Source organism: Ruegeria sp. BH6, assembly GCF_056538105.1.
Genome location: NZ_JBQFSR010000013.1, coordinates 37,857 through 57,491, shown reverse-complemented (window position 1 = coordinate 57,491; position 19,635 = coordinate 37,857). Strand labels below are relative to the sequence as shown.

At 57.4% G+C, this 19,635-nt stretch carries 18 protein-coding genes; 9 read left to right on the top strand and 9 right to left on the bottom strand.

Annotation, left to right across the window (positions count from 1 at the left end; translation table 11 throughout):
* Positions 1-354: 354 nt before the first annotated feature.
* Positions 355-2,556, bottom strand: coding sequence for a catalase/peroxidase HPI (gene katG / locus ACR0B8_RS19890; RefSeq protein ID WP_226688976.1), 2,202 nt, complete (start codon positions 2,554-2,556; stop codon positions 355-357).
* A gap of 398 nt (positions 2,557-2,954) precedes the next feature.
* On the opposite strand from katG, the gene ACR0B8_RS19885 reads away from it, so the two are divergent.
* The gene (locus ACR0B8_RS19885) at positions 2,955-4,571 is read left to right on the top strand and encodes a GMC family oxidoreductase (protein WP_480659386.1); all 1,617 of its coding nucleotides are present in this window, start codon (positions 2,955-2,957) and stop codon (positions 4,569-4,571) included.
* A gap of 3 nt (positions 4,572-4,574) precedes the next feature.
* On the opposite strand, the gene ACR0B8_RS19880 is transcribed toward ACR0B8_RS19885, so the two are convergent.
* Positions 4,575-5,420, bottom strand: coding sequence for an SDR family oxidoreductase (locus ACR0B8_RS19880; RefSeq protein WP_480659388.1), 846 nt, complete (start codon positions 5,418-5,420; stop codon positions 4,575-4,577).
* Positions 5,421-5,510: 90 nt separating this feature from the next.
* On the opposite strand from ACR0B8_RS19880, the gene ACR0B8_RS19875 reads away from it, so the two are divergent.
* Positions 5,511-6,143, top strand: coding sequence for a class I SAM-dependent DNA methyltransferase (locus tag ACR0B8_RS19875; protein WP_170376693.1), 633 nt, complete (start codon positions 5,511-5,513; stop codon positions 6,141-6,143).
* Between the two features lie 4 nt (positions 6,144-6,147).
* Here the strand turns inward: ACR0B8_RS19875 and ACR0B8_RS19870 are convergent, their stop codons facing one another.
* Together ACR0B8_RS19870 and ACR0B8_RS19865 are read right to left on the bottom strand one after the other, a co-directional pair.
* A complete protein-coding gene (locus ACR0B8_RS19870) occupies positions 6,148-7,137 on the bottom strand; it encodes a sterol desaturase family protein (protein ID WP_226688979.1) in 990 nt (329 codons plus the stop codon).
* 11 nt (positions 7,138-7,148) lie between these two features.
* Entirely contained in the window at positions 7,149-7,904 is a 756-nt protein-coding gene (locus ACR0B8_RS19865) for a class II aldolase and adducin N-terminal domain-containing protein (RefSeq protein ID WP_226688980.1), read from the bottom strand.
* Positions 7,905-8,020: 116 nt separating this feature from the next.
* On the opposite strand from ACR0B8_RS19865, the gene ACR0B8_RS19860 reads away from it, so the two are divergent.
* From ACR0B8_RS19860 to ACR0B8_RS19845, 4 genes are all read left to right on the top strand, one after another.
* A complete protein-coding gene (locus tag ACR0B8_RS19860) occupies positions 8,021-8,896 on the top strand; it encodes a LysR family transcriptional regulator (RefSeq protein ID WP_226688981.1) in 876 nt (291 codons plus the stop codon).
* A 144-nt stretch (positions 8,897-9,040) separates the two neighbouring features.
* Positions 9,041-10,843 (top strand): adenine deaminase, encoded by a 1,803-nt coding sequence (ade, locus tag ACR0B8_RS19855; RefSeq protein ID WP_226688982.1) that lies wholly within the window; start codon positions 9,041-9,043, stop codon positions 10,841-10,843.
* On the top strand, positions 10,840-12,303 hold the full coding sequence (locus tag ACR0B8_RS19850; protein ID WP_226688983.1) for an AMP nucleosidase: 1,464 nt from the start codon (positions 10,840-10,842) through the stop codon (positions 12,301-12,303). Before ade ends, ACR0B8_RS19850 begins: the two co-directional genes overlap by 4 nt.
* A 130-nt stretch (positions 12,304-12,433) precedes the next feature.
* Positions 12,434-12,721, top strand: a complete 288-nt coding sequence (locus tag ACR0B8_RS19845) for an HU family DNA-binding protein (protein WP_170349467.1) — start codon at positions 12,434-12,436, stop codon at positions 12,719-12,721.
* Between the two features lie 59 nt (positions 12,722-12,780).
* On the opposite strand, the gene ACR0B8_RS19840 is transcribed toward ACR0B8_RS19845, so the two are convergent.
* The 3 genes from ACR0B8_RS19840 to ACR0B8_RS19830 all read right to left on the bottom strand — a co-directional run bounded on the left by ACR0B8_RS19840 (position 12,781) and on the right by ACR0B8_RS19830 (position 14,880).
* On the bottom strand, positions 12,781-13,014 hold the full coding sequence (locus ACR0B8_RS19840) for a hypothetical protein (protein WP_170550462.1): 234 nt from the start codon (positions 13,012-13,014) through the stop codon (positions 12,781-12,783).
* A 170-nt stretch (positions 13,015-13,184) separates the two neighbouring features.
* Positions 13,185-13,538 (bottom strand): hypothetical protein, encoded by a 354-nt coding sequence (locus tag ACR0B8_RS19835; protein WP_480659392.1) that lies wholly within the window; start codon positions 13,536-13,538, stop codon positions 13,185-13,187.
* 145 nt (positions 13,539-13,683) lie between these two features.
* The gene (locus ACR0B8_RS19830; protein ID WP_226688998.1) at positions 13,684-14,880 is read right to left on the bottom strand and encodes a BCCT family transporter; all 1,197 of its coding nucleotides are present in this window, start codon (positions 14,878-14,880) and stop codon (positions 13,684-13,686) included.
* Between the two features lie 182 nt (positions 14,881-15,062).
* Between ACR0B8_RS19830 and ACR0B8_RS19825 the strand changes: the two genes are divergently transcribed.
* Complete coding sequence (locus ACR0B8_RS19825) at positions 15,063-15,950, top strand: DMT family transporter (RefSeq protein WP_170361180.1); 888 nt, start codon at positions 15,063-15,065, stop codon at positions 15,948-15,950.
* Here ACR0B8_RS19825 and ACR0B8_RS19820 read toward each other — a convergent pair.
* On the bottom strand, positions 15,926-16,447 hold the full coding sequence (locus ACR0B8_RS19820; protein WP_480659394.1) for a glutathione peroxidase: 522 nt from the start codon (positions 16,445-16,447) through the stop codon (positions 15,926-15,928). The genes ACR0B8_RS19825 and ACR0B8_RS19820 overlap by 25 nt on opposite strands.
* 142 nt (positions 16,448-16,589) lie before the next feature.
* On the opposite strand from ACR0B8_RS19820, the gene msrB reads away from it, so the two are divergent.
* Together msrB and msrA are read left to right on the top strand one after the other, a co-directional pair.
* The gene (gene msrB / locus ACR0B8_RS19815; protein WP_170349474.1) at positions 16,590-17,039 is read left to right on the top strand and encodes a peptide-methionine (R)-S-oxide reductase MsrB; all 450 of its coding nucleotides are present in this window, start codon (positions 16,590-16,592) and stop codon (positions 17,037-17,039) included.
* Complete coding sequence (gene msrA / locus ACR0B8_RS19810; RefSeq protein WP_170376669.1) at positions 17,036-17,545, top strand: peptide-methionine (S)-S-oxide reductase MsrA; 510 nt, start codon at positions 17,036-17,038, stop codon at positions 17,543-17,545. Before msrB ends, msrA begins: the two co-directional genes overlap by 4 nt.
* Before the next feature lie 21 nt (positions 17,546-17,566).
* Here the strand turns inward: msrA and ACR0B8_RS19805 are convergent, their stop codons facing one another.
* Positions 17,567-19,570, bottom strand: a complete 2,004-nt coding sequence (locus ACR0B8_RS19805; RefSeq protein ID WP_170361172.1) for a hydantoinase/oxoprolinase family protein — start codon at positions 19,568-19,570, stop codon at positions 17,567-17,569.
* Between the last annotated feature and the right edge of the window lie 65 nt (positions 19,571-19,635).

Below are 19,635 nucleotides of genomic sequence, written 5' to 3'. Positions count from 1 at the left end.
TAACAAATCCCTCAAGATGCCCCCAGTCTCTCCTGAGCGTCTCCGCCGTCTCCAGCGTCCCAACACCGCCTCAGCAGCGCCGGTGAAGGGGTATTTACGGATTAGGTCTGGGACCTGCAACCCCCATTTTGAAAAAACTTCGCTTTTCCCCGCAGAAACTTACCCACCTTAATGAAATCAATAAGTTAACTTAACAATTCGTGGGAAAAACCCGCTTACAGGCCACTGAAATTGGGGGAAGGGTTGGTCTATGGGCGGAATCGTACCCAATGCTTGGTATGCGCCCGGGGCTGGGCCAAAGAAAACGCCGCCCGAGTCTCTTCGGACGGCGCAATCATTACGTTAGTCGCGTGTTTATGACAGATCGAAGCGATCCGCGTTCATCACCTTGTTCCAGGCCGAAACAAAGTCGCAGACGAATTTGCCCCCGGCATCAGCCTGACCGTAGATCTCGACCAGCGCCCGCAGTTGCGAGTTCGACCCAAAGACCAGATCAACACGCGTACCGGTCCACTTGACCGCCCCGCTGGCGCGGTCGCGGCCTTCATAGACGCCGTTGCCCGCAGGCTTCCACTCAGTACCCATGTCCAGCAGGTTGGTAAAGAAATCGGTGCTGAGCGTGCCGACGTTGTCAGTGAACACACCATGTGTTGTGTCGCCGAACGTTGCGCCCATTACCCGAAGCCCGCCAACCAGCGCCGTCATTTCCGGGGCTGACAGAGCCAGTAGCTGCGCCCGGTCGATCAATAGCTCTTCGGGCGATACGCTGTAGTCGGACTTTTGATAGTTCCGGAAGCCGTCTGCAATTGGCTCCATCACCGAGAACGACTCGATATCTGTCTGATCCTGCGTCGCATCGGTGCGGCCCGGGGCGAACGGTACCTGAACCTCATGACCCGCCGCTTTGGCGGCCTGTTCAATACCGGCTGCGCCGCCCAGAACGATCACATCGGCCAATGAGACCCGTTTGTTGCCCGACTGCGCATCGTTAAACGCTTTCTGAACGCCTTCCAACGCATCCAGCGCCTTGGACAGCTTCATTGGTTCGTTCACGTCCCAGTCTTTCTGCGGCGAAAGACGGATGCGGGCGCCATTGGCTCCGCCGCGCTTGTCCGACCCGCGGAATGTCGAGGCCGAAGCCCAGGCAGTCGACACCAGTTCAGAGACCGACAGGCCGGTTGCCAGAATCTTGCTCTTCAGGTCAGCCGCATCCATGTCGTCGATCAGATCGTGATCCACGGCCGGTACATTGTCCTGCCACAACAACTCTTCGGTCGGGGCCTCATCACCGATATAGTTCGAGCGCGGGCCCATATCGCGGTGGGTCAGCTTGAACCAGGCACGGGCAAAGGCGTCCGCGAACTCTTCCGGGTTCTCGTGGAACCGCTTTGAGATCGGGCCATAGATCGGGTCCATGCGCATCGCCATGTCCGCCGTGGTCATCATTGTCTTGACCTTTTTCGACGGATCATGCGCCGCGGGGGCCATATCTTCTTCTTTCACGCCGACCGGTTCCCAGATCCAGGCGCCCGAGGGGCTTTTGGTCAGGTTCCAGTCATAGCCGAACAGCAGGTCGAAATAGCCATTGTCCCATTGGATCGGGTTCGCGGTCCACGCCCCTTCGATCCCGCTGGTGGTGGTGTCGTCACCCTTGCCCGAACCGAACTTGTTTATCCAGCCAAGGCCCATTTCCTCGATCGGCGCAGCCTCGGGTTCCGGACCAACCAGATCGGGATCACCTGCGCCGTGTGCCTTGCCAAAAGTGTGACCACCCGCGACCAATGCGACTGTCTCTTCGTCATTCATTGCCATCCGACCAAACGTGTCGCGGATGTCACGACCAGAGGCCAACGCATCAGGCTGCCCGTCGGGGCCCTCGGGGTTCACATAGATCAGGCCCATCTGCACGGCGGCCAGCGGGTTTTCCAGATCACGCTCGCCTGAATAGCGGCTGTGAGGATTGTCTGTCGGAGCGAGCCATTCCGTTTCCGTACCCCAATAGATGTCTTCTTCGGGTGCCCAGATGTCTTCGCGGCCACCGGCAAAGCCAAAGGTCTTGCCACCCATGGATTCGATGGCGCAGTTACCGGCCAAAATAATCAGATCTGCCCAGGAAATCTGATTGCCGTATTTCTGTTTGATTGGCCACAACAGACGGCGCGCCTTATCCAGGTTGCCGTTGTCCGGCCAGCTGTTCAGCGGCGCAAAGCGTTGGTTGCCGGTCGACGCGCCACCACGGCCATCTGCGGTCCGGTAGGTCCCAGCGCTGTGCCAAGCCATCCGGATGAACAGTCCACCGTAATGACCGTAATCCGCCGGCCACCAATCCTGAGAATCCGTCATCAGCGCGTACAGGTCTTCCTTCAGCGCTTTCATGTCCAGCTTCTTGAACTCTTCCGCGTAATTAAAATCGCCCCCAAGCGGGTTCGACGCGGGCGCATGCTGGTGTAGGATCGACAAGTTCAGTTGGTTGGGCCACCAATCCCGGTTTGACCGGGTTCCGGCGCCATGCATCACCGGGCATCCGCCCGTTTTGGGGTTATCACTTCCATCCATATCGATCTCCATTCCTGGCTAATTTCCGGCAGGTTCGCACGGTTCAAACTTGGTCGATCAAGAACTCATGCAGATGACACCTTTACCCGCCCTTAACGCGCGCCCAGGGGCACGCGTTTTTCGCTCGGGGGGGATCGGCGACTCTTTGGTCTTGTCACCACCAGAAGTAGCAAATCAAAATCATGCATAAAAGTTTTGTTTAATGATGAATGCAATAGGAAACGATTATGGTTTTTTCATATTCCACCGCGTTCCGACCCATTCACCGGCAGCACCACAAAATAACCTTGGGTCACATCCCAATAGCGCCAATTGTTTTTTTCGATCGCTGCGCCACAGTCAGACCCACGGAAGGTTACAGGCATAGCCATGCCCGATCCGGCACTGAGGGAGTCAGGATGGAATTCGACTACGTCATCGTTGGCGGCGGGTCCGCGGGTTCGGTACTGGCCAATCGCCTCAGCGCCGACCCAAACACCCGCGTTTGCCTGCTTGAGGCCGGCGGTCGTGGCGACAGTATTCTGGTCCGTATGCCCTCGGCCGTGGTCGCTGCCCTGCCCGGGCGGCCAAAGATCAACAACTGGGCGTTCGAGACCGTGCCGCAGCCGGGCCTGAACGGACGCCGGGGATATCAGCCGCGCGGCAAGGCACTGGGTGGGTCCAGTGCCATCAATGCGATGCTTTACATACGGGGACAGCGTCAGGACTATGACGGCTGGTCCGATCTGGGCTGCACCGGCTGGGATTGGGAGAGCGTTCTACCCTATTTCAAACGGTCCGAGAATAATGAGGACGGAGCCGATGATCTGCATGGTGACAGCGGTCCGGTTCAGGTTTCACACCAAAAAGAGCCGCGCCCGATCACTCATGATTTCATCCGCGCAGCCGAACAATTGCAGCACCGCCGCACGCATGACTTTAACCGTGGCGACAATGAGGGGGTCGGCCTGTACCAAGTGACCCAATTTCACGACCCGGCCCGAAATGGAGAGCGTTGTTCAGCAGCTGCGGCCTATGTCTTTCCGGTGATGGACCGCCCGAACCTGAAAGTCATCACTCATGCAGTGGCAAAAGAGCTGACATTCGACGACAAGCGCGCGAGCGGCGTGATCTTCAAGAAAAAAGGCAAAGGGCCCGACGTCGTGGTTACGGCCAGACGAGAAGTGCTGATTTGTGCCGGTGCACTCAAATCTCCGCAATTGCTGCAACTGTCAGGAATTGGGGATGGCGCGGACCTTGCCCGACACGGCATCACGGTGCGCCATAACCTGCCCGGCGTTGGCCAGAACCTGCAGGATCACCTAGATTTTATTCTGTCCTACAAAACCAAAGACACTGACAGTTTCGGGATCGGGGCGGCCGCATCATTGAACCTGCTGCGGCACCTGCTTCGTTGGCGCAAGACCGGCGTTTCAATGGCGGCCACGCCGTTTGCCGAAGGGGCGGCTTTTCTGAAAACATCGCCTGATCTGGATCGGCCTGATATTCAGCTGCATTTCACCATTGCGTTGGTTGATGACCATGCCCGCAAATTGCATTACGGTCACGGCTTTACTTGTCACGTCTGCAAATTGCGTCCCGAAAGCCGGGGCACGGTGGGGCTGCACAGCGCCGACCCATTCGCCGCCCCTGCCATTGATCCAGCGTTTCTGTCTGACGACCGTGATCTGGAAACACTGATCAAGGGCGCGCGGATGACGCGTGACATCATTCAGGCCCCGGCGCTGGAGAAGTATCGGCACAAGGAAATGTTCGGAACCGAAACCGCGCAAACCGATGCCGATTGGGAAAACCACATCCGCGATCGCGCCGACACGATCTATCACCCGGTCGGGACCTGCAAAATGGGTTTGGATGACATGGCCGTGGTCGACCCGGAATTGCGCGTACGCGGTATCGATGCGCTGCGCGTGATCGACGCTTCGGTTATGCCGACGCTGGTGTCCGGTAACACCAATGCGCCCACTATCATGATTGCCGAAAAGGCCGCCGATCTGATCAAGGCCGATGGCTGAGCGTCAGGCGTCTTTCATCAGGGCCTCAAGTCCCGTGCGGTAATCAGGATAAAGCAGACGTACACCCAGTTCGTCCTTGATCCGATCATTCCTGACCCGCTTATTCTCGTTATAGAAACTGCGGGCCATGGGGGTCAGATCAGCCTCGTCGAACGGCACCTCTGGCGGTAAGGGCAGGCCCTGCAGCTCAGCGGCATAGGCGATAACGTCCTGCGGTGGCACCGGCTCATCATCGCAGATGTTATATATGGCACCAGGGTTGGGCGCGGCCATCGAGGCGGCCAGAACCTGTGCGATATCCGCGACGTGAATGCGCGAAAACACCTGACCGGGCTTGATAATACGCCGCATCCCCGCGCGTTTGAGCTTGGAAAACGGACCGCGACCGGGACCATAGATGCCCGCCAGCCGGAAAATATGTGTGGGCAGCTCAGGGATGCTCATCCACTGCCGTTCAGCCTTCACCCGCCATCTGCCACGCTCAGCCGTGGGCGCAGGCGGGGTAGTTTCATCCACCCATGCACCCTGATGATCGCCATAGACTGCGGTCGTCGACAGGTATCCCACCCATTCAAACTGTGCAGCCCGCGCGGCAATCTCATCCTGCAGGGCAGCTAGCACCGGGTCTCCGTCCGCTTTCGGCGCCGTCGAAATCAGCAAATGCGTCACCCCGTCCAGATTCGGCACCTGCCCTGGCCAGACCAGCGGGTCTGCTCCGGATGCGCGAATAGCGGGGGATTGGGCCGGGTCGCGTGTGGTGCCGTAGATGCGCCAGCCTTGTGGATTCAGTAGCTGGGACAAGGCTTGCGCCGAATATCCATGGCCGAACGAAAAAAGAGTTCCTATCATGGCGCCTTAGATGATCCGCAATCCCGGCGGATGCAAGCAATTGCGCCGGAATACTTGATTCGAATCCCTCAATGCGCCTTTCTTTTGGGTATGAGTGACAAAACGCCCAATCTGCACGCTGCCTATGCCCTAGACTCACCGGAAGAACACAAACGGCTCTATGCCGAGTGGGCCGGGGACTATGACGATTCCTTTGCCGCGCTGGAAGACTATCAACTGCACATCCACACGGCCCGTGCCTTTGTGAGCGCGGGTGGGCAAGGCCCGGTTCTGGATGTGGGCGCAGGCACAGGATTGTGCGGTGCGGTTCTGGCCGGTCTGGGCGTCGGGCCAATTGATGCCACGGACATCAGCGCCGAAATGCTGGATCAGGCCATGCGCAAGGATATCTACCGCGACGCGATTGAGGCCGATCTGAACCAGGGTATCCCGGTCCCGCGCGACAGCTATGCGGGCATCGTATCCTCGGGCACTTTCACCCACGGCCATCTGGGACCCGAGGCCCTGCTCGCCCTGCTGCGCATTGCCCGCCCCGGCGCACAGTTCGCCCTGTCGATCAACGCAAAACACTATGAGAAAATGGGCTTTGCCGAAACCTTGCACAAACTGGCGCAGGGCCAGATTCGAAACCTGACCCTGCCTGAGGTGCGCATCTATGGGGACCTCGCCGCAGGCCCCAACAAGGATGACACCGCTCTGATCGCCTTGTTCGAGCGGAGCTGACCTTTTAGGTATACATCTGCTTTTTGAAAGCGCGCGTCCGCGTCGTCGCCTCGGCCGAGCCGTCGTGATAGGTGCCAAACCACTTGTCGAACGGAATCTCAGAGGTGCCGTAGTTGCACTCGAAATAGCGATGATGCAGCTGGTGGAAGAAGTCCCCTGCGCGGGCGGCATCGGTTTCCCGGGCACGCAGCTTTTCAAATCCGGAATGCGACAGGACCGGGCTGACCTGTTGGAAATAGGCATGGAACAGCAGGTGCAGCGGATGCGAGGGCACGATCAAGTGGATGAAGTAGGTGGTGAAGTACAGGATGTTTTCAAACCAATGGTTTGAAATGCCTGACCACGGCCCCGTATTTACGTTGCGGTGATGCACGGCATGCACGTGTTTATACAGCTTGGGGTGATGTTCCAGCCGATGTACCCAGTAAAAATGCAATCCCGACCACATCGGGATGAATGCCAGCCAAACAATGCACCAGACCGGCGCGTTGGCCCAAGTTACGGTGGGCACATAGCCGTTCGCCATCGCCCAGTAGATGATCCACTGATACACTGTCGCGACTGTCATCGCGCTGCCCAGCGTCCACCAGATATTGTCCCAAACCTGATTGCGAAAGGTGAACGTGCCGTTGCTGCGGGTCAGGTCGCGGCGGTCGAACTTTTTGTACATGCCCTGCCCTTTGCGCATGTACAGCCACCAGTGCAGACCACCCGCGATTAGAATCTGAGGCACCATGTTCAGCAGCCAAATGCGGAACATCCAGCCGGGCGCGAAACTTTTCATAGTCTCTAACGCTGGGAAAAAGAGCACATAGGCCGTCACCGCCAGCACCAAGCACAGCGTCAGCGACGTGATCTGCAACCAGGCACCGCTATACCATTTCAGCACGGCAGCGGGGCGCGGGGGCCAGTTGAACAACGGATTCAATCCCACTGGCCCTTCGGGGTGGTAATTCCAGCGGGCGGCTTCGGGGTCCTGAGTAGAATCAGTCATAGCATTACCCTTTATGTGGCGTAGTCTGAGCCATCGGCATCCAGCAGAGCCTTGATTTCGCGCAGATGCGCATCGGCCTGGTCGGGATACTCGTCCAGTTCCTGTGCCGTCTTTTCGGCAATCTCATCCGACAACACGCGCAACGGCTGGCCGGTTTGCAGCGCACGGATATACGTTTCGGCCGCACGTTCGAAATAATACAACCGGTTGAACGCATCCGCGGGATCGCTTCCGATCACCAACACGCCATGGTTGCCCATGATCATGACCTTCTTCTGCGGATCCGACAGCATTGACGCGCAGCGCTCACCTTCGCTTTCAAAGGCCAGACCACCAAATTCGTTGTCCACCACATAGCGATTGTAGAAGGTGGCCGTATTCTGATCGATCGGCGGCAGGCGACTGTCGGCCAGCGAGGCCAGAACGGTGGCAAAGATCGAATGCACATGCATCACACAGCGCGCATGCGGGCAATGGCGGTGGATCGAGCCATGCAATCCCCACGCGGTTGGGTCAGGCGCCCCGGGCTGGGACATGACGTCCGGGTCATTGGCATCCAGCAGCAACAGATTCGAGGCCTTGATACGGGCAAAATGCATCTGATTGGCATTCATCAGAAACTGCGTACCATTTTCATTCACTGCCAGACTGAAATGATTGGCGACGCCTTCATGCATGTTCAGACGTTCTGTCCAACGAAAGGTGGCGGCAAGATCTACGCGGTCCTCCCAATGGTCGATATTGGGGCGCAGGTTTGTGACGGTCATTGCGGGCTCCGATAGGGTGGTTGGGGCTGCGGAAAAGCCTGCCTGCGCTTTAAAAAATTGACCAACGAAAAAAACAGTCCTAATTCATAAGTTGAGCTAATGGCAGGATTATGCGAATGCAGAAACAGCTTCCTCCGCTGGGGTGGTTACGCACGTTTGAAGCCGCTGCGCGCCACTTGTCCTTCACCGGCGCTGCCCGCGACCTGAACATGACCCAAAGCGCGGTCAGCCAGCAGATCAAATCGTTGGAGGGATATCTGGGCCAGCCCCTGTTCCTGCGCCGCCCGCGCGCGCTGGAACTGACCGAGGCCGGCATCACCTATCTGCCGGTGGTGCGCGAGGCGTTTCGAACGCTGGTCCGCGGCACGCAAGCCGTCACAGGCGCGCAGCAAAACGCCGTTCAGGTGCAAAGCAACATCACGTTTGCCGTCAATTGGCTGGCCCCGCGCCTGCCGCAATTCCGCGAGGCACACCCAGAAGTCCAACTGAACATTTTTACCGAATTATGGGAGCCGCGGGAGATGGCCGAAGGGGCCGCCGTGGAAATCCGATTTTCTCTGCGCCCATCCGATATGGTGCGAACGGAATTGTTGCGGACCGATTATTATTACCCAGTCTGTGCACCGGGCTATGAAGTGATGCTGGACACGCTGCAACTAAAGCCGTTGTTCGATTGTTCGAATCTGCTGTCAAACTGGGCAAATTGGGCCGAAGAACAGGCTCTAATTTGGGAAAATCCGCCTATCACTTACTCGACAACCTATTTGGTCAGCCTGTCCGTCGCGATGGCAGGCGGGGGGCTATGCCTGACCCACGACACTATTGCACGCGGCTTGATCGAACAGGGGCGGCTTGTGGCCCCCTTTGCCCATCGCGCTCCAATGCCCGAAGCCTATTATCTGTTATTGTCACCCCAAGCCGAAGAAACCCCGGGGGCGCTGGCTTTTGCAGATTGGTTGTGCCGCGAGATGGAGGCAGACGCGAAGTCTTGATAAGGGGTACTCCCGCCCATCGTCACTGCCGCTGTGCGGCACTTCCTCTGGTTGGGTCCGGCAGCGCTGACGCGCTGCGTGACGGTTTCATGACAGCTGTACGGTGGGGGTTGAACCTTTCTCTGCATTCAGGAAAGTTGAGCCATGGAATACACACCTTTCCCAAGCTGGCCCGATGTCGCCCCTAAATTGATTGCCGTTGCCGCGGGACGGGAGGCCGCGGATTTGGTCATTCTCGGCGGCACTTGGGTGAATGTACATAGCCGCGAAACCCTACCCGATCACGACATTGCCATTGCCGCCGGGCGCATCGCGTATGTTGGGCCCGACGCGTCCCATTGCATTGGCCCCGACACGCAGATCATCGAAGCACATGGTCGCTATATGCTGCCGGGACTGTGCGACGCCCATATGCATATCGAATCGGGGATGTTGACCCCGGCTGAATTTGCCCGCGCGGTGATTCCGCATGGCACCACCTCGATGTTCACCGACCCGCATGAGATTGCGAATGTGCTGGGGCTGGACGGCGTGCGCATGATGCATGATGAGGCGCTGATGCAGCCGGTGAACATCTTCACGCAGATGCCGTCATGTGCGCCGTCGGCACCGGGGCTTGAGACCACAGGTTATGAAATTACGGCCGAGGATGTGGCAGAGGCCATGAACTGGCCGGGCATCATCGGGCTGGGCGAGATGATGAATTTCCCCGGTGTTATTCACGGTGATCCAAAGATGCTGGCTGAAATCGCGGCGACTCAGCGAGCCGGGAAAACAGTCGGTGGGCATTACGCTTCGCCTGATTTAGGGCCTGATTTTGCAGCATATGTGGCCGGCGGACCAGCGGATGATCACGAAGGCACCTGCGAGGCCGATGCCATTGCCCGCGTGCGGCAGGGCATGCGGTCGATGATGCGGCTGGGCTCGGCTTGGTTTGATGTGGAAAGCCAGATCACAGCGGTCACCGATAAAGGATTGGACCCGCGCAATTTCATCCTGTGTACCGATGATTGTCATTCCGGCACCTTGGTCAATGACGGACACATGAATCGGGTTGTGCGCCATGCAATTGCTTGTGGTTGCGATCCGCTGGTGGCCTTGCAGATGGCAACGATCAATACGGCCACCCATTTCGGGTTGGAGCGTGAGATCGGTTCGATCACTCCGGGACGGCGAGCGGATATTATTCTCAGCTCGGACCTGATGGAGCTGCCCATCGAGATGGTCATCGCCCGGGGTCAGATTGCCGCCGAAAAGGGCGCAATTTCAGTAGATTGCCCGCACCTGAACTGGCCGGGTACTGCGCGCGACACCGTACATTTGGGGCACGCACTGACCGGTGCGGATTTCGAAATCAATGCCCCCGCAGGTGCCAATCGTGTGCAGGCCAATGTGATTGGCGTTGTGGAAAATCAGGCCCCCACAAAGGCGCTGAAATGCGAGCTGCCAATCATCGGCGGGTTGGTCGAAGGCGAAGGCGAGGTCTGCCAGATCGCGCTGGTCGAGCGCCACCGCGCCACCGGGGGGGTGACAAACGCCTTTGTCTCGGGCTTTGGATATCAAGGCAAAATGGCGATGGCTTCGACTGTGGCGCATGACAGTCACCACATGATCGTTGTCGGCACCGACCGAGACCAGATGGCACTGGCAGTAAACCGTTTGGCCGAGGTGGGTGGCGGCATCACTATATTCCGCGATGGCGCGGAACTGGCACTGGTGGAACTGCCCATTGCAGGCCTGATGTCGGATAGCCCAGCGACTGAAGTGGCGGCGAAAGCAGAACAGATGGTCGCGGCTATGCAGGCCTGCGGCTGCCAGTTGAACAACGCGTATATGCAGCACTCGCTGCTGGCCTTAGTCGTGATTCCCGAATTGAGGATTTCAGACCTTGGGCTGGTGGATGTGCGGACCTTTGAAAAGATCGACCTTTTGGAACCCCTTGCATGACAATAATCAGAACACCCGACGTTCCTACACCCGAAAAGTTTACTGATCCCGCGGCGGCGGTGGCTCGTCTGGAACAGATTTACGATCAGGCGACCCAGTTCCTCTGCGACAGCTTTGCCAAGGCAATAGAAGGGGAGGCACCGCCCGAACGATTCAGGGCCTATTACCCGGAAATTCGCATCAAAACGGCAACCTATGCTCAGGTCGACAGCCGGCTTAGTTTTGGTCACGTCTCTGAACCCGGCACCCATGCAACCACGGTGACACGTCCTGATTTGTTCCGCTCCTACCTGACGCAGCAGATCGCCCTTTTGATCCGCAACCATGGCCAACCAGTGTCCATCGGTGCGTCGGACACGCCGATCCCGGTGCATTTCGCTGTTGCCAACAATCCCGACCTGGTGGTTCCGCATCAGGGAGCAGCCGGGTTTACGCTGCGCGATGTGTTCGACGTGCCGGATCTGACAACAACCAATGATGACATCGTTAACGGGGTTCATGATCACGAAGGGGATCACGGCCCGCTGGCCTTGTTCACCGCGCAACGGGTGGATTATTCACTGGCAAGGCTGGCGCATTATACGGCGACCGATCCCAGCCATTTCCAGAACCACGTGTTGTTCACCAACTACCAGTTCTATGTGTCCGAATTCGAAAACTATGCCCGATCACAGCTGGCCGATCCGGAAAGCGGCTATACCAGCTTTGTTTCAACCGGAAATGTCGAGATCACCTCGCCAGATGGCACATTGGACCAACCCCTGAAACTGCCGCAAATGCCGACCTATCACCTCAAACGCGAGGATGGGTCCGGGATTACTCTGGTCAATATCGGGGTGGGGCCGTCGAACGCCAAAACAGCCACCGACCATATTGCCGTCCTGCGCCCGCATGCCTGGTTGATGGTGGGCCATTGCGCCGGGTTACGGAACACGCAGGCATTGGGGGATTTTGTGCTGGCCCATGCCTATCTACGCGAAGACAAGGTACTGGACGACGACCTACCCGTCTGGGTGCCGATCCCGCCCCTGGCCGAGATTCAGGTCGCGTTGGAACGCGCCGTGGCCGAAGTCACCGAACTGGAAGGCTATGAACTCAAGCGGATCATGCGGACAGGTACCGTCGCCTCGGTCGACAACCGCAACTGGGAACTGCGCGACCAATCCGGCCCAGTCCAACGCCTCAGCCAATCCCGCGCGATTGCGCTGGATATGGAAAGCGCCACCATCGCCGCCAATGGCTATCGGTTCCGGGTTCCATACGGCACATTGCTGTGTGTGTCCGACAAACCGCTGCATGGTGAATTAAAGCTTCCCGGCATGGCGTCGGCGTTCTATACCACTCAGGTCAGCCGCCATCTGGCGATCGGAATCCGTGCGATGGAACACCTGCGCGGCATGCCGTTAGAGCGTCTGCACAGCCGGAAATTGCGTTCATTTGACGAAACGGCCTTTCTCTGAAGCAAAAAAGCAACGAAATCCCCCTATTTTTAGGGTTTTCGACGCTACTATTCGTTGTGTTCGCCCACAATATCCCGTTACAGTTACGCGGTGAGGCCCTATTTATCGGGCACGTTAAGGAGACCAAGAAATGGCAAAGCCTATGACAAAGACTCAGCTGGTTGCTGCTCTCGCTGAGGAAATGGGAACCGACAAGAAAGCTGCAAACGCCGCGCTGGAGGCCGTGACCGGCCTGATCACCCGCGAAGTGTCTGCTGGTGGTGCGGTAACCCTGCCCGGCGTTGGCAAAATCTACTGCCGCGAGCGCCCCGAGCGCATGGTGCGCAACCCCGCCACCGGCGAGCAGTTCAAGAAAGAAGCCGACAAGGTGGTCAAGATGACCATCGCGAAGGCTCTGAAAGACAGCGTGAACGGCTGATCCCAGTCTATACGGACAAGCGATTGAGGGCCGCCGATTGGGGGCCCTTTTTCTTTGCCTCAGTGCAGGCTTAGCAGCACTTCCAAATCGCGGCGGTTGAGGCGGATCATCAAAGCCCTGTCATCAGCAGACAGTTTTGCCCCTTTGCGAATGTATGCCTCGAGATACGCGGCAATTTCGCTGGTCGAGCGATAGTACAAATCCGGCGAAGACCGGCTGAGTTCATCCACAAGCCTAAACAGCAGTTTCTTCTGTTTTTCCGAGTCCAGATCTTTGCGTTTTTCTTCCAGCATGAAGTTTCCTATCGCCCTTACAGACGAGGTAGGGCTTCATAGCTCTTCAACAACTCTTATGCGTTGTTTCTTTCCGATATTTTGGGCGTTTTTTTTGCACCTAGCGACTAGAAGCAATTTCGATTGCGATGAGTTCTTTCGGCCCAAAGATCAAAACCCTGTTTAAAAACTTAAATTGGCAACCAGCAATCCGCCTCGTCAAAATAAAACCTCGTGAAAACTGGAGGCGCAAGGAAGGGATTTGGCCTCAATAAGACTTCTATCAAAGCTGTTTCATCTGGAAGCTTTTCACTACTTACTAAAGAACTTTCGGCGTCAATAACCCAGTGGTGCAAGTTTTTTGATGTTAAAACCTCGACGAAAGCGTGCTTCTTCAAACAGCCAACTTTCGCGGTTTCATCAATCAAACGAATGTAGGAATTTTGTCGACCGCTCAGGCTCTCAAGAGCCGCCAATCGATAGGACTGATAAGCAAAAGCAAAGGCAAGCAATGAGAATAGCAGTAAAAGAATTATTCTTTTCATAATCTTAAGCTACGCATACACATTAGATTTCACAAGCCGACGCAAAGCAATAATCTTACTCTGCAAAGCTGCGAAAACTGCCTGCTTTTCCGATGGAAACAACGGGCGCCTTGGCGCCCGTTGTTTGGTTAATCGACAAAGTTGATCAGTGAACCGTCTCAACCTTGTGGAAATCCAGGTCGCGGTCTTCGGGCATCGAATCGATGCTCAGTACCTCTTTGCGCTTGGCGATCAGGATATAGACCACGCAGGCCAGGTACAGGCCGACGACCACCGCTCCGATCCATTGGATCTGCAACCACTGGCTCTGGAACAACAGGGTCAGCACGAACAGCAGCACGACATTGCCTGCCACATAGATCGCCTTGCCAAACCGCTCGACCGTCATGTTCAGGTTGTCGGTATAGAGCCTAATCAGCGAGTCCAGCGAGTTGATCACGAAGGTCACGCCCACAATCACCATCGCGATGTTGGTGATGCCTGCGGTGCTGATGCCGTTCAGGTGATAGTAGTAGAGAACGGTGAACCAGATCGCCAACGGGATCGACGGGAAGATCAGCAGTGCCGCCAGCAATTGCCAGGTCTTCAACCCACCCACAAAGCGCGAGGTGAACTGGCCAATCATGATCGACCACGCAAACCACCAGAACAGGTAGAAGGCGTGATAGTCGGTCAGCGGCAGGACGAATTTGTGCAGGTTGGCGAAATAGGCCCCGATATTGCTGCTGGTTTCCGCAAAACCGGTAAAGCCCATGCCAGCTGCAACCCACATGCCAAAGATTAGCGCCAGAAACAGAAAGGTCGAGCCCACCGAAAGGATACGCACGTATTTCAGGTCGGTCGACGAATAGGCCGCCGCCAGAATGACCACAAATACGATGACATAGAAGGTGGTGACCACGGATTCGCCGTCTCCGACCTCGGGCAGGTAGCCGGGCAGGTAGATCAGGAACAGGCTGGCCGTAAAGGCGCAGGTGCCGATGATGACCACGTTGTTGATCAGCTTGACCAGCGGGATCTCAAAGAACTTGACCCGCGGTTCGATCACGCAGAAGTAGAATGCGGTCAGGAAATAGAAGGCCCAGATCAGAAAGCCCCAGAACCCGAACTCGATCGCCAGCGGATTGGCAAAGGCATAGGCTGGATCTTCGGCATAGCCGCCGAACTCGGTCAGCGGGAACATGATCAGACCTACATCCAGACCGGATGTGAACAGGATCGCGATGAAGGTGAACAGATGAACAGGTGTCACACCGACACAGCGCAGATTCCACCATTTCACAACGAAGAAAGCGACCAGGCCCAAAGCCAATAGGACGCCAAAAGACAGAATGTATTCCAGAAGCACTGACAAACCTCCCATAATCAGCCAGATTTTTCGCATTTATCTTTAATTGGCCAGTCAATCAATAAAAACGTCGCAGTTTTCACGCTTGCCCCAAAGGTGTGGTTTTTTGGCAAGGGGCGCTTGCGGCCTGATAGAAATTCGGAAACAGTCGCCGCGTTCTGACTGGGGGATGCTCAATGGATCTGCGCGCCATCGCCATGGGGCTGGTTTTTGCTTTTATCTGGTCCTCGGCTTTTACCTCAGCCCGGATCATCGTTGCCGATGCGTCGCCTCTGTTCTCGCTGGCACTGCGGTTCTTGATATCGGGATTGATAGGCGTGGCTATCGCACGGGCCATGGGGCAAAGCTGGCACCTGACCCGATCCCAGTGGCGCGCTACAATTCTGTTCGGAATTTGCCAGAATGCCCTTTATTTGGGTCTGAATTTCTATGCGATGCAAACAGTCGAAGCCTCGGTGGCGGCTATAATCGCGTCCACCATGCCGTTACTGGTCGCTTTGGCCGGATGGTTGTTTTTGGGTGAAAAGCTGCGCCCGGTTGCGGTGCTGGGTCTGATCGCCGGATTTGCTGGCGTCGCCCTGATCATGAGCACCCGCATCGGCGGTGGCCTCGACCTGTTTGGTGTGGCTTTGTGTTGTATCGGGGCACTGGCGCTGACTTTTGCCACACTGACCATCCGCGGCGCCACATCGGGCGGCAATTTCATGATGGTAGTCGGATTGCAGATGCTTGTGGGCTCAGCCGTTCTGTTTGTTGCCGCCCCCATATTCGAGACGATCTTTATCCACCCAACCGTGCCCCTGGCGATGGCCTTCACCTATACCACTTTGTTCCCGGGCCTGTTGGCCACCCTAATCTGGGTTCTGCTGCTGGACCGGATCGGAGCCACCCGCGCGGCGACCTTCCATTTCCTCAACCCGGTCTTCGGCGTTACCATCGCCGCTATTCTATTGGGTGAAAAGCTAGGCCCGCTGGATGCTGTCGGGGTTGGGATCACGACACTGGGCATTTTAGCAGTGCAGCTTTCCCGCCAACCTGCTCAGGGCAATAAAGCATCGACCTGACGCAGCAGCTTGGGTGAGTTTGGTTTCACATTTGCACCATATGTAACGACGACTTCCCCGTTGGGATCGAGCAATATTTTGTTAAAATTCCAACCAGGCTCAAACCCGGTTTGCGCCTTTACCTCCTTGTAAAATGGATGGGCATCGGCACCCCTGACCGGCGTAATATCCGTCATTGGCAATGTTAGTCCATAATTCAACTCGCAGAACTGCCAGACTTCTTCAGCAGACCCTAACTCCTGATTGAACGAGTCTGACGGCACGGCCAAAACCACAAGTCCGCGGTTAGAATAAACCTCATGCACCTTTTGCAGAGCTTCATATTGTCCGGTAAATCCGCAGTGTGACGCAGTGTTGACGACAAGAACCGGTTGTCCCCTCCAATCTGCAATCGAAATGGTGCCACCATCGATTGACGCGAATTCTCCGCCCAGCGGCGCGGCCTGAACGGCGCGACCAAGCATTATCAAAGCCGTTAGTAGAAGCATTCTGATCATTACATGGCCTCCCTTTGCTCTCATTACGTACGGAAACCGATTGCAGATCACCTGCACGACTGCGCGAGGACACTGAAATAGGGCTTTGAATTCTGCACCCCTGCCCCCAGATTATGCCACAAGCTTAATGACCGGAGGACCCATGACCCAATTCACTAAATCCCCCGAGGCCATCGCGGCATTGTCGCCCGAAGAGTTTCACGTCACGCAGCGCAGCGGAACTGAGCGCCCGGGAACCGGCAAATACCTGAGCAACAAGGAACCGGGTATTTACGTGGACATCGTCTCGGGCGAGCCGTTGTTCGCCTCGACCCACAAATACGAATCCGGTTGCGGCTGGCCCAGTTTCACAAAGCCCATCATCCATGAGCATGTGGAGGAGTTTCACGACGCCACCCATGGTATGATCCGCACCGAAGTCCGCTCGAAACACGGCGACAGCCATCTGGGGCATGTGTTCCCGGACGGCCCGCGTGAACATGGCGGGCTGCGCTACTGCATCAACTCTGCCGCCTTGCGATTCATTCATCGCGATGAGATGGAGGCCGAAGGTTATGGCGAGTACCTGATCCATGTGGAGGACATCAAATGACCGAACAACGCGCCGTTCTTGCCGGGGGCTGTTTCTGGGGCATGCAAGACCTGATCCGCAAATTGCCGGGCGTGTCGCGCACGCGCGTTGGCTATACTGGCGGTGACGTGCCCAATGCCACCTATCGCAATCACGGCACCCATGCCGAAGGGATTGAGATCTTTTTCGATCCAGCCAAGATAACCTATCGCGAATTGCTGGAGTTTTTCTTTCAGATCCACGACCCGACCACGCCGAACCGTCAGGGCAATGATCGCGGGATGAGCTATCGCTCGGCCATCTATTTTGTCGATGACGAGCAAAAACAAGTGGCGCTGGATACGATCGCCGATGTGAATGCCAGCGGTCTGTGGCCCGGCAAAGTGGTGACCGAGGTCGAGACCGTCAGTGATTTCTGGGACGCCGAGCCCGAACATCAGGATTACCTGGAACGTATCCCAAACGGTTACACTTGCCACTTCCCGCGCGCGGGGTGGGTTCTGCCCAAACGCGACGCGGCTGAATAATACGGATAGCCCCCTGCGGGGCTATTCCGACGCAACGCGGGGCCTGCCACTGGCCTCAACGGTGACCATAGCCTCGACGAATACCTCCTGCGCTTCGATACGGGCAGTGCGGATGTCCCGGTCAACCACGACCCGTATATCCGCAGCCCCGGCCTGACGCACAGCGCCCTCTGCCTCGTCCCGCAGCACCGATTCAAGCATGTCCAGCGCCTTGTCGGACTCGGTGAAATCCTGTGGACCGTCCTCAAGATGTACCCTGAACCGCCCCTCGGACGGGGATGTCACCGTGCCGGACCGGCGCAGGGTCAGCCGTCCGACCACAGCACCGATGGCGTTGGCCACGCCCGCGTGTTCAGGCAGGATCATGCGGGCGTGCAGTCGTTCCCCAACCGCTGGGTAATAGCTGGGGGCCGAGGCCCCAAGACCCACCACACCCACATTCAACGCTGTATCCAGCGCCAAAAGTCCACGATGGCGCGCCAGCCCTTTTTGCGTCAGAACGTGACGGGCAAGATCAGCAGAGGGCACGCCAAAGTCATCGGCCTCTTCAGCAAAAGCACTCTCTAACAAGGTCAATGCGGTCTGTTCGGTCAACTGGTCCACGATCATCTGCGCCAGCTTTTCCGGTGATGCGGCCAACATGTCGCCGGTTCCCACACGCTTGCGCGCGACAATCTCCAACGCTTTACGCGCCGCATCCGCATCCCACGCATCCAGCCGGCCCAACATATGGCTGGCATCCGAAGGCGTCACGCCAGAGACCTGAACGATCCCGCGATCCACCAGGCGCGTCAGGGCACCGTTTTCCATCCGGGTGCGCAATAGATCGCTGAGCGGCATGACATTATTGCCCAACCGCTCCATCAACGCCTCTTCCCGCGCGCCCAGGCCTTCGGCGTGGATGCCTGGGACCTGGCGGGCAAACCGGGTATCATGTTCGCCCACCGTTGTGGACCGCAATTGCATATCCAAAACCGCGTGGACAACATCTGGTGCCTCAGATGCAATCAGGGAAACCGGCAAAACCCGTCGCGGCCCCAAAAACACACCGCCACCCAAACCTTCGGTCACCACATGCATCTGACTGTCACCACCCAGACCATGGGTACGCATCGCCACGGCTTCAACCATGGTGCGGAAACCGCCGACCTGCGCGCCCGCTGGATCAATTGCAGGTTTGCCATCGCGGATCAGGGCCACATCCGTGGTCGTTCCACCGATATCCGACACCAGCGCATTCTCTGCCCCGGTCAGCCAACTGGCTCCGACGATAGACGCAGCAGGTCCGCTGAGTATGGTCTCAATCGGGCGTTCCCTTGCCTGTTCGGCACTCATCAACGCACCATCTCCACGCACAACCATCATCGGCGCGGTGATGCCCAATTCCAGCAACCGATCCTGTGCACGCCCGATTAACCGGTCGATCATCCCGATCAAACGGGCGTTCAATACCGCCGTCACCGCCCGTTTCGGGCCGTTCAATTTGGCTGACAGATGATGTGAGCATGTCACCGGTGCGCCGGTCCTGTCGGTGATGATCCGTGCGGCCTCCAGCTCATGTGCGGGGTTGCGGGTGGCGAATTGCGAGGCCACCGCAAAGCCAGATATGCCTTTATGAGAGTCTAAAAATGCGTCCAACGCGGTCACATCCAACGGCGTGGTCTCTCCCCCGGCATGGGTGTGACCCCCGGAAATTACCAGCGCCGGATCGCCCTTTAGCGCATCCCGCAATCCGTGCTTATCCAGATCACCATCCTTGAACCCGATATAGATTAACGCAACCCGTCCACCCTGCCCTTCAACCAGCGCATTCGTGGCCAGTGTGGTCGACAAGGACGCCATGGAAATCTGCCCCGGTGCCACCTGCGCCGCATCCAGAACCGCCTGAATAGCCTTACCCACACCGATCGCCAGATCAGCTCGCGTGGTCAGGGACTTGGCCGAGGCGATCACCTCACGCTCATCCCGGATCAGCACCGCGTCGGTGTATGTTCCACCCGTATCCACCCCCAAAGCCAGCGCCATCGGGTTCTCCTTCCTGTTCGCTGCTGATGGGTGTAGCGGTTTGGACCGACACGTCCAGCCTGTTT

Coding starts and splice junctions, on each gene's coding strand:
- katG (WP_226688976.1), bottom strand. CDS start 2,556: ATGGATGGAAGTGATAACCCCAAAACGGGCGGATGCCCGGTGATGCAT.
- ACR0B8_RS19885 (WP_480659386.1), top strand. CDS start 2,955: ATGGAATTCGACTACGTCATCGTTGGCGGCGGGTCCGCGGGTTCGGTA.
- ACR0B8_RS19880 (WP_480659388.1), bottom strand. CDS start 5,420: ATGATAGGAACTCTTTTTTCGTTCGGCCATGGATATTCGGCGCAAGCC.
- ACR0B8_RS19875 (WP_170376693.1), top strand. CDS start 5,511: ATGAGTGACAAAACGCCCAATCTGCACGCTGCCTATGCCCTAGACTCA.
- ACR0B8_RS19870 (WP_226688979.1), bottom strand. CDS start 7,137: ATGACTGATTCTACTCAGGACCCCGAAGCCGCCCGCTGGAATTACCAC.
- ACR0B8_RS19865 (WP_226688980.1), bottom strand. CDS start 7,904: ATGACCGTCACAAACCTGCGCCCCAATATCGACCATTGGGAGGACCGC.
- ACR0B8_RS19860 (WP_226688981.1), top strand. CDS start 8,021: ATGCAGAAACAGCTTCCTCCGCTGGGGTGGTTACGCACGTTTGAAGCC.
- ade (WP_226688982.1), top strand. CDS start 9,041: ATGGAATACACACCTTTCCCAAGCTGGCCCGATGTCGCCCCTAAATTG.
- ACR0B8_RS19850 (WP_226688983.1), top strand. CDS start 10,840: ATGACAATAATCAGAACACCCGACGTTCCTACACCCGAAAAGTTTACT.
- ACR0B8_RS19845 (WP_170349467.1), top strand. CDS start 12,434: ATGGCAAAGCCTATGACAAAGACTCAGCTGGTTGCTGCTCTCGCTGAG.
- ACR0B8_RS19840 (WP_170550462.1), bottom strand. CDS start 13,014: ATGCTGGAAGAAAAACGCAAAGATCTGGACTCGGAAAAACAGAAGAAA.
- ACR0B8_RS19835 (WP_480659392.1), bottom strand. CDS start 13,538: ATGAAAAGAATAATTCTTTTACTGCTATTCTCATTGCTTGCCTTTGCT.
- ACR0B8_RS19825 (WP_170361180.1), top strand. CDS start 15,063: ATGGATCTGCGCGCCATCGCCATGGGGCTGGTTTTTGCTTTTATCTGG.
- ACR0B8_RS19820 (WP_480659394.1), bottom strand. CDS start 16,447: ATGATCAGAATGCTTCTACTAACGGCTTTGATAATGCTTGGTCGCGCC.
- msrB (WP_170349474.1), top strand. CDS start 16,590: ATGACCCAATTCACTAAATCCCCCGAGGCCATCGCGGCATTGTCGCCC.
- msrA (WP_170376669.1), top strand. CDS start 17,036: ATGACCGAACAACGCGCCGTTCTTGCCGGGGGCTGTTTCTGGGGCATG.
- ACR0B8_RS19805 (WP_170361172.1), bottom strand. CDS start 19,570: ATGGCGCTGGCTTTGGGGGTGGATACGGGTGGAACATACACCGACGCG.